The following is a 15,808-nucleotide window of genomic DNA, read 5'->3' as shown; positions in this document are numbered from 1 at the left end:
GATTTCCATGTTTAATAAAATTCTTATCGCCAACCGCGGTGAAATTGCTTGCCGCATTATCAGAACTGCAAAGCAACTGGGGATTCACAGTGTAGCCATTTATTCAAGTGCGGATAAAAATAGCCAACATGTAAAGCAAGCCGAAAGCGCCTATTGGGTGGGTGATGCGCCTGCAAAATCAAGTTATTTGAACATTGAGGCGATTATTGCTGCAGCAAAATCCAGTGGTGCAGAAGCGATACACCCGGGTTATGGTTTTTTATCCGAAAACCCGCTTTTTGCCAAAGCCTGTGCTGAAGCAGGCATCGTTTTCATTGGCCCTTCAGCCGCGACAATGGAAGCGATGGGTTCCAAACAATTAGCCAAGCAAATGCTTGAAAAAACCAACGTGCCCCTCACCCCCGGATACCATGGCATAGAACAATCAGATGAGCGTTTGCTAAAAGAAGCACGTCAGATTGGCTTTCCCGTATTGTTAAAAGCGGCCTGCGGCGGTGGTGGAAAAGGGATGCGTGCGGTCTATGATGAAGCAGAGTTTTCTCAGGCCTTAGCCAGTGCTAGACGAGAATCCATGGCCAGTTTTGCCGATGACACCATGCTCATCGAAAAATTAATCACCGACCCTCGCCATGTTGAAGTACAAATCATGGCCGATAATCACGGGCAAATCGTTCATATTTTTGAGCGTGATTGTTCAATTCAAAGACGTCATCAAAAAATTATTGAAGAAGCACCAGCGCCTAATTTATCAGAAGCCCTGCGCCAAAAATTGGCTGAAGCAGCTTGCGAAGTAGCGCGTTCAATTGATTACCGCGGTGCAGGTACCGTCGAGTTTTTGGTGGATGCTAATGAGCATTTTTATTTCATGGAAATGAACACACGCCTACAAGTTGAACATCCGGTAACCGAAATGATAACTGGCTTTGATTTAGTGGCCTGGCAATTAAAAATAGCAGCGAACGAGCCCATTCCAGTAGCCCAAACTAATATTCTTGCCCATGGCCATGCCATTGAATGCCGTATTTATGCCGAAGATCCCAATCAAGGGTTTATTCCTTCAATTGGTAAAATTAATTTCTTGAAAGAACCTGCAGGCGCTGGAATTCGCATTGATAGCGGCATCTCTACTCAGTCCAATATTTCTAAATTTTACGATCCCATGATTGCCAAGTTAATCGCCTGGGGTGAAACACGTGAGCAAGCCTTGCAACGGTTAAAGCAAGCATTAAAGCATTTTGCGATCGGCGGCGTAAAAAGCAATATTCCTTTCTTACTCGCTATTTGTGAGCATCCACGTTTTAGCAAGGCTGAGTTAAGTACTGATTTCTTAAGCCAAGAAACGATTCAGTTTCCCAAGCCTGATGAAAATTTAGCGCTTTTAATGGCAGCAAGCTATGATTATCTTGCCCTCACCCAAAATCTTTCTGATCCTCTTTTGCAACAAAGTTTTGCTTGGCAAATGCATTTATCAAGTCATTGGTATTGGCGTTATTTGCTTGAGGAACAAGAGCTAAATCTAAAAATTACACCCATTGATTTAAATAGTTTCAAATTACAAAAAAATGAAGAAGAATTTTCTTTAACCGCCCGAATTGATGGCGAGCACCTCTATTTAAACGACGGTCAACAAACACATCAGGTTTTGTTTGTTGATCAACCGCAGAGTCTTTGTTTATATACAGAACAAGGCCCCTTTCTCATTGAACGTTTCAATTGGCAAAATTTTGGTGCGCAAGGCAGCGCCAAAAAAGGACAGCTTACCGCCCCCATGCCAGCTACAGTAGTTGCCATTTTGAAAAATAAAGGAGACAACGTCAAAGAAGGTGAAAGTTTAATTGTTTTGGAAGCAATGAAAATGGAGCATACTATTCACGCTCCCAGAGATGGTGTACTTGCTGAGCTCTATTATGAAGTAGGCTCACAAGTGAATGAAGGGGCTGAACTATTGGCCTTAAAAGATTAAATTCGGTTTAGGGATAACCATGAACTATCCACAAAAAGTCACAATTGTTGAGGTGGGCCCACGCGATGGTTTACAAAATGAATCATCCTTCGTACCTACCGAGACTAAAGTGGAGTTAATCAATTTGCTGAATGAGAGTGGCTTAGGGAACATCGAAGTCACGAGCTTTGTTTCCGCAAAAGCAATTCCTCAACTCGCCGATAATGAAGCAGTATTTACCACAATCAATAAACTCGCCTCTATTCATTACTCGGCCTTAGTCCCTAACGAACGCGGTATGCTAAAAGCCTTAGAGGTAGGCGTAAAAGAAATTGCGGTATTTACTGCAGCGAGCGAAACCTTTAATCAGCGCAATATCAATTGTTCAATTGCTGAAAGCATCGCCCGTTTTGAGCCTGTATTTTCCTTAGCTAACACCCATAAAATAAAAATCAGGGCCTATATTTCCTGTGCACTTGGCTGTCCTTATGAAGGAAAAATTACCCCCCAACAAGTGGCCTCCGTCGCTCGTCAATTGCTCACATTTAAGGTGGATGAAATCTGTCTGGGTGATACTATCGGTGTAGGTACGCCTAAACAAACTAAAGCGGTCATTGACGAAATTTCAGAACTCCTACCAGTTTCCCAATTAGGGATGCATTTTCATGATACCTATGGACAAGCAATAGCTAATATTTTTACTTCCTTAGAATGCGGTATCAGCCGTTTTGATAGCTCAGTTGCAGGACTTGGTGGTTGTCCCTATGCCCGAGGGGCAACGGGTAATGTGGCTACAGAGGATGTTCTCTATCTGATGCATGGTTTGGGAATAGAAACTGGCGTGGATATTTTCAAGGTTGTTGCTGCTGGCGATATGATTTGTAAAGCCCTGGGGAAAAAGAATCAATCGAAGGTGGCTAATGCGTTGTTGGCTAATCAGGGTTAAGCAAAGTCCAGGCCTTGACCCATGCTACGTTTAGGTTCTGAGGTAGCCACGAAATAAGTATCCTATGAATTTGTATTCATTTTATCCCGTTCAGCCTGAGGAGCACGCATCGCGTGCGTCTCGAAGGCCTGTCCTGAGGCTCTCGAAGGATTCAGCCCGAGCGGTTAATTGTTTGAGTACGACCATCGGCCCTAGCCCAACAATCCAATACGAAACACCCTCAATTTGAATCAAAATTTCTATTGCAACTGCCTTTCATATAGACTATTTTACCAAATTTAGCGCCAGTCGGACGTAACACCTAAGATTTTCGGGGTATAATTCACTTTCCTTCAATCTAGAAAAACTCTAAGCCTCCTCCGCTATGAGCGCCAATGTTTTTTCCCTGGTTTAAGAATGATTATTAATTAACTGAGACGATAGATGAAAAAGAACGTATTAAGAATAGGTTTAGTCCAAGAAAAATGGAGTGAAAATCCTCAAACACACCAAGATCGTCTAGCTTCGGGGATTTTTACCGCAGCTAAACAAGGCGCTCAAATTGTTTGTTTACAAGAACTGACTCTCTCGCCTTATTTCTGCACACGCTCCGATGTAGACCCTACTCCTTATAAAGAAGATCTAGCCACCGGGCCGACCGCGCGTTTTGTTTCAGCAATCGCCCAATCAGCTAAGGTGGTTATCACTGCCTCTCTGTTTGAAAATGCAGGCTATAACACGGCTGTTGCCTTTGATGAGACAGGTCAATTAGTTGCCGTTACTCGCAAACAACATATTCCGAGCGGCGAGAAATATCATGAAGACTACTATTTTAAACCAGGGGATTCTAATTATCCTGTTCATAATTTAGCTGGTCATCGCTTTGCTATGCCCACTTGCTATGATCAATGGTTTCCTGAGTTATCACGAATTTATGGTTTAAAAGATACTGAAATTATCGTTTATCCTACCGCCATTGGCGCAGAACCGACTGCACCCGGATTTGATAGTCAACCTATGTGGCAAAAAGTGATGGTTGCCCAGGGAATTATGGCAAATACCTTCATGGTTGCCGTCAATCGCATTGGTTGTGAAAATGGCCTTGAATTCTACGGAAGTAGTTTTATTTCCAATCCTTTTGGTGAAATTTTAGTCCAAGCGCCACGCCATGAACCTGCTGTCTTAGTGACTGACCTAGATTTTAGCCAACGAGCATTATGGGGTCGCTTATTCCCATTTGCTGCTCAAAGAGAACCTGAAACTTATCAGGAATTAATTAAACCGCGTCAATCCATTATGGGATGATCTAATGATAGTTAATGCGTTATCTGATGATAATTTATACAACATAGAAAACTGGGGTGAAGGCTATTTCAACATCAATCCACAGGGAAATATTGCTGTTAGTAAAAAACCCGATGATAAAGGCGTAGAATTACAAGCCATTGTTAACGCAGCCAGTCGTGCTGGCTTGCAATTACCTCTGCTAATTCGCTTTACCGACATTCTCCATGACAGAGTAATCAAATTAACACAAGCTTTTGCAGAAGCGATTAAGGAAAATGACTACCAAGGAACCTACAAACTGGTTTATCCGATTAAAGTTAACCAAGAATATTGCGTAGTCAGAGAAATTTTAAAAGCGCCGGACCATCCGATTGGGTTAGAAGCGGGATCTAAACCCGAATTAATGGCTGTTATTGGCTTGCTAGGTCAAAATCCATCCACTATCGTCTGTAATGGATATAAAGACAGTTGCTATATTCGCACTGCACTGATTGCGCAACAAATGGGACATGAGGTTTTTATTGTTATCGAAAAACGTTCCGAGCTTGAAATTATTCTCAAAGAATCGGCACGCTTAGGGATAAAACCCAAGATTGGACTACGTATCCGCTTGATGACGAAAGGGGCTGGTAAATGGGAAAATACAGGGGGCAATAAATCAAAATTTGGTTTGAATGCAGAACAAGTGCTTGATGTCATCAATCAACTAAAGGCCAATAACTCCTTAGATTGCTTTCAATTAATGCACTGCCATTTGGGTTCGCAAATTGCCAATATTCACGATATTCGCCATTGCATGTTGGAGGTCGCTCGTTATTATGTCGAACTACGACGCCTAGAGGCGCCCATTACAACTATTGATGTCGGCGGGGGGCTCGGAGTCGATTATGAAGGCACACACTCCACTTCAGATTGCTCGATGAATTACACCGTTAAAGAATACGCAACCAATATTCTTTTAGCACTTCGCCCTCTTTGTGTCGAAGCGAATATGCCTGAACCTAATCTTATTTCAGAATCAGGTCGCGCCCTGACTGCGCATCATGCCGTTTTAGTCACCAATATCACTGACGTTGAATTAATTAAAAAAACGGATAGGCTTCCTCGTCCCGAAGAAACTGATTCGCATGTGATTCATGACATTTGGAATACCTATCAAACGATCTCACAAAATTTACCTTCTGAGATTTACAACTACGCTAGCCATGCCTTAGAAGAAGCCTATTCCCTCTTTAAACATAGTGTTATCAGCTTGCAGGAAAAAGCAAAAGTCGAGCAATTATTTACCACAATTTGTTTTGAGGTTCAGCAACTGTTGGACGAGAATAACCACAGCGATAAGGAATTAATGGAGCTCATTAACGAACGCATGGCTGCTAAAATATTTTGCAATCTCTCTTTTTTCCAGTCCCTGCCCGATGCTTGGGCCATTGGCCAGATTTTCCCGGTTGCCCCTATTTCGCAATTAGTTCAAAAACCCAGTATGCACAGCATTCTGCAAGACTTAACCTGCGACTCAGACGGCACCATAAAAAGATATCCCGGAAAATCTTGTATCAATACCACTTTGATGCTGCCCCCTTATGATGAGAGCAAACCCTATCACCTTGCCTTTTTTCTAGTCGGTGCTTATCAGGAAATCTTGGGTAATTTGCATAACCTTTTTGGCGATACTAATTCGTTGGATGTGAAATTATTAGGGGATGGCAAGTTTGAAATTAATGATCTAGCTAGCGGCGATACGGTGACGAATGTCCTGAATTATGCGCATTATGACACTAAAAAATTGCTTTTATCTTACGAGAAACAGTTAATTAGTGCCGATTTACCCAACGAAAAAATTCAGACCTATTTAAACGAATTACGGAGCATTTTTACTCAGCAAACTTACCTCGACAGCAAAACGAAAGGATAATTATGTTAACACCTAAACAAGAAGGATTTTCCATGCCCCCCGAATGGCATCCGCATGCCGGTTGTTGGATGGCCTGGCCTTGCCATCAAGAAACTTGGGCACTCATTGGTATTGAACGTGCACGTAAAGCCTACGCCCGAGTAGCCAAGGCTATTGCTCAATATGAACCCGTCACCATGATTGTCAACCCAGGAGACGAAGAGTCGGCAAGAGCAGTTTGTGACGAAAAAATTCGCTTACTCCCGCTGCCTATTAATGATTCCTGGACACGTGACACCGGCGCGACCTTCCTATTGAATGCACAAAACGAACTAGCTGGCGTTGACTGGATTCATAACGCCTGGGGAGGAAATTACCCCGATTGTGCTTTGGACAATCAAATTGCCAGTGCAATTATCCGCGAAACCCATGCTCGGCATTTTAAAGCACCATTGGTCATGGAAGGAGGTTCCTTTCATGTCGATGGTGAAGGCACTGTGCTCACTAGTAAAGAATGCCTGTTAAATGCTAATCGTAATCCGCAATTAGCTCAGCCTGAAATTGAAACTTATCTCCGTGATTATTTAGGTGCTGAAAAAATTATCTGGTTAAACAAAGGATTAATCGGTGATGAAACCGATGGCCATATTGACGAAATCGCCTGTTTTATCGCACCTGGAAAAGTCCTATGCTTGATTACCCATGACAAAGAGGATGAAAATTATCCTATTCTCCATGAGAATTTAGAAACCTTAAAAACGGCGACTGATGCTAAAGGTAGACCGTTTGAGGTCTTTACTGTCGAACAACCTCCAGCTACCTATATGGACTATGAACGCTTAACCCTGTCTTATATTAATTTTTATTTAGCCAATCAAGGCATTGTCATGCCAGCCTTTGGCCATACAAAATATGATAAAGCAGCTTACGAGCTCTTTTGCCAGCTTTTCCCCGACTATCAGATTACTCAGATTGATGCTTTGGATGTGTTTGCCGGTGGTGGCGGAATTCATTGTATTACGCAGCAGCAGCCTTGTAGTAAAATTAAAATCTAATAACATCAGTTTGATAACATCCGTTCGGTATCATCCGTTCGGTATCATCCGTTCGGTATCATCCGTTCGGTATCATCCGTTCGGGCTGAGGAGGCCGTAGGCCGTCTCGAAGCCTCACATTCCCAAGGCTTCGAGACGGCCTACGGCCTCCTCAGCCCAGACGGAATTTTATTGTCATCCCTGTTCTATTGCCAACCCTGTTCTATGTCATCCCAGGCCGTGGCGGCAACAAAACACAAGGATACAAAAAATCATAGAGTTAACAAAAATCCTGCACAGATAATTTAGAAAATAGATTGACACAACATCAAAATAGAATGATTCTTGACTGTTATAAAAGCACAGGATTAACTATTAAATTAGTTTACTTTCAATCTGTTCAAGGATCGTAACCAATGAAATCAGTAGTATGGGAACCCAAACAGCCAGAAAAAACAAAAATGTGGCAATTCATGCGTTTTGCAGAACAAAAATACCCCCCACTACAATTCAAAAATTATCAAGAATTACATCATTGGTCGATTAGCGACCCCGCTCTTTTTTGGCAAACCCTCATTGATTTTTTTGGTCTTAGCTATAACAGCCCCGCCAAAGAAATACTCAATCACTATGAACATATGATGGATGCACGCTGGTTTAGTGGCGCCACCTTTAATTTTGCCGAAAAATTATTATCTCGCCGCGATGACCATCCGGCACTGATTTCTGTAAATGAAAATGGGGATCGTGAAGTTATCAGCTATAAAAAGCTGTATGAATTGGTTGCCAGCTGTGCCGAAGGTTTAAGAAAAGCGGGAGTAGTCACGGGTGATCGCGTGGCTGCGCTGATGCCCAATGTTCCTTCTACCATTATTGCCATGTTAGCCACCACTTCAATTGGGGCGATTTGGTCCTCTTGTTCGCCTGATTTTGGCCCACATGCCGCACTGGATCGCTTAGGTCAAATTGAACCCAAGGTACTATTCATTTGTGATGGTCATCAGTACATGGGTAAAAAACACGATGGCAGCGACAAAATAATAGAATTGAGCAAAGCAATTCCTTCGCTAACCAAAATTGTGATCTGCCCTATTATTTTTACTAACCCCGATCTTAGTCCACTGAAACATGCTGTAGTTTGGGATGATTTTCTTGAGCCCAATAAAGAATGCCAATTTACCCCCCTACCCTTTGCCCATCCTGTCTATATCCTTTTCTCATCAGGAACTACCGGCAAACCCAAATGCATTGTCCATGGGGCGGGGGGCACTTTATTGCAGCATTTGAAAGAACTGGGTTTACACAGCGATCTAACCGACAAAGATAACCTCTGTTTCTACACTACTTGCGGCTGGATGATGTGGAATTGGATGGTGTCTGTTTTAGCTTTGGGCGCTACACTCACGCTGTACGAAGGAGCCCCTACCTACCCAAAAGCCGATCGTCTTTTTCAATTAATAGATGACGAGAAAATCACTGTTTTTGGCACGAGCGCTAAATTCATTTCTTCCGTGGAAAAAGAAGGAATTATACCCAGAAAACAATTTTCATTGAAAACACTGCGAGCAATTCTTTCTACGGGCTCGCCTTTATTGCCAAGGAATTATGATTTCGTTTATCAAAACGTCAAACCGGATGTCCAGCTTAGCTCTATTTCGGGGGGAACAGACATTGTCTCCTGTTTTGCTTTAGGTAATCCAATTCTTCCAGTCTACCGGGGCGAACTTCAATGTCTTGGCTTAGGCATGGCCGTAGAAATTTTTGATGAGCAAAGGCATGCTATCCGTGAAGAGCGGGGTGAACTGGTTTGTACGAAGCCCTTCCCTTCCATGCCAGTGAGTTTCTGGAATGATCCTGATAAAACAAAGTATAAACATGCTTATTTTGAACGTTTTGACAAAATATGGGCACATGGCGATTTTGCTGAAATAACCAAACACAATGGACTTATTATCTATGGGCGTTCGGATGCCGTATTAAATCCCGGTGGTGTGCGCATCGGCACCGCTGAAATCTATCGCCAAGTGGAAAAAATCCCGGAAATTTTAGAGAGCATTGTCATTGGTCAGGCGTGGCAAGATGATGTCCGTGTGGTGCTGTTCGTTAAATTGAGAGAAGGAAGGAAACTGGATGAATCTTTAAAAGAGACCATTCGCCATACTATACGCCACAATGCTTCTCCTCGTCACGTCCCAGCAAAAATCTTACAAGTTGGCGATATTCCAAGAACAATCAGTGGCAAGATTGTGGAAGTTGCTGTCAGAGAAATTGTTCATGGGAACAAGGTTAATAATCTTGACTCCCTCGCCAACCCCGAGGCTCTTGAGCATTTTAAAAACCGCGAGGAATTAGGCGAGTAGTTGTAAGCGCTCTTAATATTGATTCTGGCTTGAATCTAATGGTATTCAGGCCCTTCAGAATCTTCATCAGGTTCTACAACAAGAGTTAGAGTAGATCCAAGACCCTTTTTATTACCCATCTCATTATCCTTTGCTTTACCCTTAGTATTTTCCCCGCACCTGTCATCATCAAAATTCGCGGCATTTCCACTACACCCCAACCCGGCTAAACCTCGTGAAACCATTGGAATGCTAGGTGTATATTGCTTTACTGCCTCTTCTCTTGAACAGTTAACCGCAGCAACCTTATCTTTATTATCCTTGTAAGTGTTGTAAGCCGTGATAGCTGCAGGAAAAACGGTAACGATACCTACTACTGCCCCTACAACCCCTAAGCGAGTTGACTTCATACGAGCCCACCAGTTTTGAAGATTGCCATCTATTGCATCAAACATCATGCCTGTTAATTTTTTGTGAGCCTGAAAACGGCTTGAATTTTTTTGGGAAAGATTATCGATAGTATCAATCTTTTCTTCTGCAAAATTTCTTGAGACATAGAGACCTTCAGGTTTTGCTTCTACCTTTGCAGGTCCGCCTTGATCAACGAGGCTTACCAGCGACATGGCTGATTGCAGGCCCCTTTCATTGTAAAGTGCATCCACTGATTTTTTTAGGGCAGCGATATTATTTACCGCAATTGGACTGCCACTTTGTGCCGTTGTAGCTAAATAATAAAGAACGTCCATTTCCGGCATATCTTTTTCATCTTTATTCAGTAAATCATCCAAAAGCGCGACACGGCCATTGATGGCTTGGGCACGTTCATTACCACTCTTGCATCCACCCAAAGAGACTTTTTCAGAAAAAACGGATAAAACTTGTACAATTTTGGCATTCTCATGGCGCCAATGAAGATTATTAGCCATGATATTTTTTAAGCCGAGCTTAGCATTTTCCGCAATATTGTCTATAGAAGAAAAATTGATTTCATTTCGCCAATCAGCTTTAAGTTCCTTGATTAATAGAATAGCCTTTCTTCCTTCCGGCGAATCAGCAAAGAAAGGTTCACGATCAGGGCGGCTGAGGAACTCTTTATAAAGCTCAAAAACCTTCTTTATTTTTCCTTTCTGTTCATTAGTCTCAAAGCTTTCTAATCCGGGCTTATCCTTTTTCCTAATGACCTTTAAACTTTCATCGCTAATGATATCTGAAATCGTATGTAACATAGCTAATTCAGCCATCAACGTCGATTCTTGGACTAAAGCATTACCCCTGTCGTAACCTAAAGTATCCCCAAAGCCATTCACGGAGATGTTTTGCACCAAGCAAAAAACAGCATCCTCAGCATTTTTTTCTAATTGAAGAGCATTATAACGATGTGCTCCTTGCAAAATGTGAATTGCACTCTTAGTTTGTCGATTTTTAGAAGTGAGATCATCTAATCGGTCATTAATTGCCGTATAGCTATTATAAACATAAGCCTTGGGCTTAGTATCATCAGCAGTTAATTGCCCTTTTAGCGAATAGTCTTTGATAATTTGTCCTAATTTTTCACTAGCATCTTGAATATATTCCTCTTCATTCTGCAAATCTTCCTTAACTACAGGTGATGGCGTACGAATTTGCAGGCGAGGATTTTGATTAGCTACCACCACATTATTCGAGTTCATCTCATGAGAAATAATTCGTCGATGGGCGAATTGTTTTCCTATGACGCGTTTATGGGCAGTATTCTCAGACCCTTCGATTAAAACAACTAAACCTTTTTTAGTAGTATGGAGAATATCATTGGGTGTTGCAGTTGTTTGTTCGGCAATTTTTTTAATCGATGCTGTTTCAAGATCAGCCTTACTAATAATTTGGCCTGTATGCCTTGCAATTTCTTCGAGCAAAATAAGATGCGCTTCAGGCAAAATAGCTTTTCTTGCTTTATCGAGCGCTTTATTTAATTGAGCGGTATTAATCTTGCCGCCACGTTTAGATGAAGACTCTAACAACCCTTGGGCTAAAGAACCCATCACCAACTTGTTAATCCTGAGCATCGCTGCTTGATGAGCTGCTTGCATTTCCTGTTCTTTATTATTCAATTTATCCGCTTTCTGCGCTTTCTGATAGACGCGAGAAACGAGAGCTAGATGGAAATGCAGCTCTTGTTGCAGGGCAATAATGCTACCTTTAGGCAGCGACTTAAATTGAGTAGCAAGTTTTTCAGCCTTATCCTTTGGGCTGCCTGCCTTTTTCAATGCTAGTTCTACTGTTTCATAAAACTTCTGTTTTAAAGCCTCATCAACACTAATGTCCAAGCTCACAGTAGTGACAAGGCTAATTTTTTGACCAAGAACCTCTTCCAGCTCCGTTTGATCATTAATTTCTTCCTCGAACTGGGTGCGAAATTCTTCTTGAATTTTTTCAAATGGCCATTCAACATCGACTAGGATGCGTCCTTGCGGATCAAAAGCTAGCTTATTCATGTTAGCCAGCGCTTGAGCTTTTGCTTGCTCAGCTAAAATCTGCATGTATAGCGCTTGTGCTTTTTCCTTCGACATAGTGGGCTCAAAAATTAATGAGGTATCCATTATTATATAGAAATTGTATTACCAGAGTATTAAGAGAATATAAGCTATGCTAATTAGGATTGAGCCCGGACTAAAATCTGTAGCAACGCCGAACAAGTCACGGCACAGAGGTAGGGATAACAGAAATCGTTCTTAATTTTGTCTATACTAAAGAAAATCAGAGATATCTAATAAATACAGGGATTTGTTGCTAATTAATTTGCAATGAAATACCACTGACACAACTAAAAGAGTCAGCATTAAAGCATTAAGGAGTGTGGTATGTGTGAAGCTAAATGCATCAGTAATGGTATCGTCGCTGGAGTTGTCGCAGGAGTTGTGTGCGCCTTTTTTTTAATTCTGATGGATACACTAATACACCTGCCAACCAAAATGGGTGGGCTCATGATCCATTTTATTGTCAGCATCATAGCCGGTGTCATTTTTGCCCTCATTTTAGGGTGGTTAATTCATTCTTGGTGGGCGGCAAGTTTTTTAGGACTTCTCTTTGGTATCTTATTGTGGATTGCTGGCCCCATGACCTTATTGCCTAGCTTAACCGCTGGCGCCCCTTTATTCTCTCAATGGAATTATGCAGGGATTCAAGCGAACATTCCTTTATTGATCAGCTACCTACTCTATGGGCTTGTTCTCGGACTCAGTTATTGCTTCTTGAAAAAAGGAAAATTACATAAGCTCAAAAAACCGAAAATCTGATTCGAGTTACTAAGATGGGTTAACAATTCATTCCTTTACTGCCTATTTTATTAGATAACAGTTTGGGCTGAGGTATCCCCATGAAATGAGTATCTAAAGAATTTGTATTGATTTTATTCCGTTCAGCCTGAAGAGCACGCAGGGCGTGCGCCTCGAAGGCTTGAGGTACTCGAAGACCTGCCCTGAGGTTCGCGAAGGCCTGTCCTGAGGCTCTCGAAGGCTCTTTTGCGGCACTTCGAGACAGCGCTGCGCGCTTCCTCAGTGCGAACGGTATAAACAAAAAGAGCAATGAACTAAGCAATCTATATAAATTTCGAGGGGATACCTCAGCCCGGACGGTATAAAATAACGCTGGCAAAACCACCACAAACCAAACCGCCACAGATTGACACTAACAATGAACTGTCAACATACCCTAGATGATTCTCATTATTTATAGTATCATGCTCGTTTGCGCCGATTTGAAACTCAGCTTGCGGGCGCTCATTGGTTTGGCTTGAACCCATCCACATGAAAAAACGGCTAAAGCGGTGGGCAACCCTCCTTCCTACTTCCTTAGCATCCCGCATCTGTAAACCTTAGGTTGATGTGATGATTGAATTAAATGGGTTAACAAAATCCTATAACGACACGATTGCCTTGCGTGACGTTAATTTATTTGTACAAGAAGGCGAGATATTTGGCATCATTGGCAAGAGTGGTGCAGGTAAATCCACTTTATTGCGCAGTATTAATCTCTTAGAACAGCCTGATCAGGGTGAGGTGATCGTTGATAATGAAACGATTACCGAATTAAGTCCGGCTAATTTACGTAAAGCCCGCCATAAAATGGCCATGATTTTCCAACATTTTAATTTACTCAATTCCAAAACGGTCTATGACAATATCGCCCTACCAATGAGGATACAAGGGATTAATGAAGACAGTATTAAAACTAAAATCGCTGAATTATTACCTTTAGTTGAACTTTCAAACAAAGTAGACGCGTACCCTGACCAGCTGAGTGGTGGTCAGAAGCAGCGTGTAGCCATTGCTCGCGCCTTAAGTTGCTCTCCTAAAATTTTACTTTGTGACGAAGCAACCTCTGCTTTAGATCCTGAAACAACCCAGTCCATCCTTGAATTACTTAAAAAAATTAATCAACTCTATGGGATAACCATTGTATTGATAACACACGAAATGGAAGTAGTGAAACGTATCTGCCACCGCTTGGCGGTGATGGAAAATGGCGAAATTGTCGAAACGGCGGCTTTATCCAATGTGTTTTCTAAAGGAGAAAGTGTGGCTAAAGCAATGTTGTATAACCAACTTAGCCCACAACTCCCCTCCTGCCTCAGTGGGAATTTATCCAATTTTCCTAATAATAAGCCTTTATTGCGTTTATTTTTCCAAGGAGAAACAGCGACTGTCCCTTTTATTAGTAAAACTAGCCGTGAATTACATTTAGATATTAATATTTTACTCGCCAATATTGACCGTTTTGATACGATTACCTGTGGCGTTTTAGTGGTGGAATTAACTGCCAATGAGACTTTATTAAAACAATTTATCGAACGCTGCTCAATGGCCAATTTAACTGTGGAGATTTTAGGATATGTCACTGACGATGTTTTATGATTTACTGAGAGCAAGTGGCGAAACGATCTACATGGTTGCAGCTAGTACCCTATTCGCTATTATCCTAGGGCTCCCGTTAGGTACCTTGCTGTTTACAAGTACTAAAATCAAGCCTCATGCTTGGGTAAGTCGTTTTATTTCGGGACTAATTAACATTAGCCGCTCGATTCCTTTTATTATTTTGCTGGTTGCTTTAATTCCTTTCACTCGACTTATAGTAGGCACTTCCATTGGCATACATGCGGCGATGGTTCCTTTGACTTTAGGTGCCACACCGTTTTTTGCACGCCTGGTGGATAATGTCTATCAAACGCTCCCCTCCGGGTTGATTGAGGCAGGTTTTTCCATGGGGGCCAATACTTGGCAAATGATTCGCTATATTTTGCTGCCCGAAGCATTTCCTGCGTTAATTCAAGCGATCACAGTGACGGCAATTACCTTAGTCAATTATTCAGCCATGGCAGGTACTGTTGGTGGTGGTGGTTTGGGTGATTTAGCTATTCGCTATGGCTACCAACGTTTTAATGTGGTGATCATGCTGGCGACTGTTTTCATTTTGATTGTCATTGTTCAACTGTTGCAAATGGGAGGCGATCGCTTAGCACGCCATTATTCGCGCAATTAACTTTGCCAATTGCGCTAGAACACTATTTTCGGAGAGCTTTATGCGTATTTTTTCTGTACTTATTTTACTCATTAGTTTAGTGGCTTGTAATAAGCCTTCACCTAATACCTTGACGATAGGAACCATTGCCGGTCCTGAGACTGATATAGTTGAAGTCGCCAAAGAGGTTGCGCAAAAGCAATATGGATTGAACATCAAGATTATTGAGTTTAATGACTACAATTTACCCAATGAAGCACTAGAAGATGGCAGTTTAGACGCCAATGTTTATCAGCATTTACCTTATTTACAAGCTGCTATGAAAGCGCATGGCTATGATTTAGAAGCAATCGGTAAAACTTTTGTCTATCCCACAGGTATTTATTCAACCAAAATCAAAAGCTTAGCCCAATTACCCGAACACGCAACGATTGCCATACCAAATGATCCAAGTAATGAAGCTCGCGCCCTATTGCTGCTGCAAAAAGCAGGCTTAATTGATTTAAAAGACGAAAACAGCGTCTCTATTGCAGATATTTCTAACAATCCTAAACATTTAGTGATTAAAGAATTAGATGCAGCACAACTCCCTCGTATCCTTGCTGATGTCGATGCAGCCGTGATCAATACGACCTTTGCAATTCCTGCGGGACTTAGCCCTACTCGGAATGCAATCTTTGTAGAAGGAAAAGATTCTCCTTATGCAAACCTGATTGTGATTCGCCGTAACAGCAGTAAAAAACCACAACTCGAGGAATTTGTTAAAGCAATGAATTCACCAGAAGTAAAAAATAAAGCAAATAAACTATTTGGTGATTCAGCAATCCCAGCTTGGTGATTGCATTCCTTAATTTTGAGTTAAGGATTTATTGTTATACTTTTTTTATGCATGCA

The 15,808-nt window shown here is 41.8% G+C and carries 12 protein-coding genes; 10 read left to right on the top strand and 2 right to left on the bottom strand.

Annotation, left to right across the window (positions count from 1 at the left end; genetic code table 11):
• Window positions 1-7 precede the first annotated feature (7 nt).
• The 6 genes from Lnau_RS02315 to Lnau_RS02290 all read left to right on the top strand — a co-directional run bounded on the left by Lnau_RS02315 (window position 8) and on the right by Lnau_RS02290 (window position 9,442).
• Entirely contained in the window at window positions 8-1,963 is a 1,956-nt protein-coding gene (locus Lnau_RS02315) for an acetyl/propionyl/methylcrotonyl-CoA carboxylase subunit alpha (RefSeq protein ID WP_058503545.1), read from the top strand.
• A gap of 19 nt (window positions 1,964-1,982) precedes the next feature.
• Window positions 1,983-2,888, top strand: a complete 906-nt coding sequence (locus tag Lnau_RS02310) for a hydroxymethylglutaryl-CoA lyase (protein ID WP_058503544.1) — start codon at window positions 1,983-1,985, stop codon at window positions 2,886-2,888.
• A 423-nt stretch (window positions 2,889-3,311) separates the two neighbouring features.
• A complete protein-coding gene (locus tag Lnau_RS02305) occupies window positions 3,312-4,172 on the top strand; it encodes a carbon-nitrogen hydrolase (protein ID WP_058503543.1) in 861 nt (286 codons plus the stop codon).
• A 4-nt stretch (window positions 4,173-4,176) separates the two neighbouring features.
• The gene (gene speA / locus Lnau_RS02300) at window positions 4,177-6,069 is read left to right on the top strand and encodes a biosynthetic arginine decarboxylase (RefSeq protein ID WP_058503542.1); all 1,893 of its coding nucleotides are present in this window, start codon (window positions 4,177-4,179) and stop codon (window positions 6,067-6,069) included.
• Between the two features lie 2 nt (window positions 6,070-6,071).
• Window positions 6,072-7,103 (top strand): agmatine deiminase family protein, encoded by a 1,032-nt coding sequence (locus tag Lnau_RS02295; protein WP_058503541.1) that lies wholly within the window; start codon window positions 6,072-6,074, stop codon window positions 7,101-7,103.
• 395 nt (window positions 7,104-7,498) lie between these two features.
• Window positions 7,499-9,442, top strand: coding sequence for an acetoacetate--CoA ligase (locus tag Lnau_RS02290; protein WP_058503540.1), 1,944 nt, complete (start codon window positions 7,499-7,501; stop codon window positions 9,440-9,442).
• Window positions 9,443-9,477: 35 nt separating this feature from the next.
• On the opposite strand, the gene Lnau_RS02285 is transcribed toward Lnau_RS02290, so the two are convergent.
• The gene (locus Lnau_RS02285; protein ID WP_058503539.1) at window positions 9,478-11,967 is read right to left on the bottom strand and encodes a hypothetical protein; all 2,490 of its coding nucleotides are present in this window, start codon (window positions 11,965-11,967) and stop codon (window positions 9,478-9,480) included.
• 291 nt (window positions 11,968-12,258) lie between these two features.
• On the opposite strand from Lnau_RS02285, the gene Lnau_RS02280 reads away from it, so the two are divergent.
• Window positions 12,259-12,693 carry a hypothetical protein gene (locus Lnau_RS02280; protein ID WP_058503538.1) on the top strand — a complete coding sequence of 145 codons (435 nt, stop codon included), beginning with the start codon at window positions 12,259-12,261 and terminating at the stop codon, window positions 12,691-12,693.
• Between the two features lie 326 nt (window positions 12,694-13,019).
• On the opposite strand, the gene Lnau_RS02270 is transcribed toward Lnau_RS02280, so the two are convergent.
• Window positions 13,020-13,262 (bottom strand): hypothetical protein, encoded by a 243-nt coding sequence (locus Lnau_RS02270; protein WP_133134952.1) that lies wholly within the window; start codon window positions 13,260-13,262, stop codon window positions 13,020-13,022.
• Between the two features lie 22 nt (window positions 13,263-13,284).
• On the opposite strand from Lnau_RS02270, the gene Lnau_RS02265 reads away from it, so the two are divergent.
• The 3 genes from Lnau_RS02265 to Lnau_RS02255 are packed head-to-tail and all read left to right on the top strand — an operon-like array spanning window position 13,285 to window position 15,752.
• Window positions 13,285-14,310 (top strand): methionine ABC transporter ATP-binding protein, encoded by a 1,026-nt coding sequence (locus Lnau_RS02265; protein WP_058503535.1) that lies wholly within the window; start codon window positions 13,285-13,287, stop codon window positions 14,308-14,310.
• Complete coding sequence (locus Lnau_RS02260; RefSeq protein WP_058503534.1) at window positions 14,288-14,935, top strand: methionine ABC transporter permease; 648 nt, start codon at window positions 14,288-14,290, stop codon at window positions 14,933-14,935. The genes Lnau_RS02265 and Lnau_RS02260 overlap by 23 nt, the downstream gene beginning before the upstream one ends.
• Before the next feature lie 40 nt (window positions 14,936-14,975).
• Window positions 14,976-15,752 (top strand): MetQ/NlpA family ABC transporter substrate-binding protein, encoded by a 777-nt coding sequence (locus tag Lnau_RS02255; RefSeq protein WP_058503533.1) that lies wholly within the window; start codon window positions 14,976-14,978, stop codon window positions 15,750-15,752.
• Window positions 15,753-15,808 lie beyond the last annotated feature (56 nt).

The sequence above is a fragment of the Legionella nautarum genome (assembly GCF_001467895.1).
GTDB lineage: Bacteria > Pseudomonadota > Gammaproteobacteria > Legionellales > Legionellaceae > Tatlockia > Tatlockia nautarum.
Note: the sequence above shows the minus strand (reverse complement) of the source record. Positions and strands in the feature narration are given on the sequence as shown.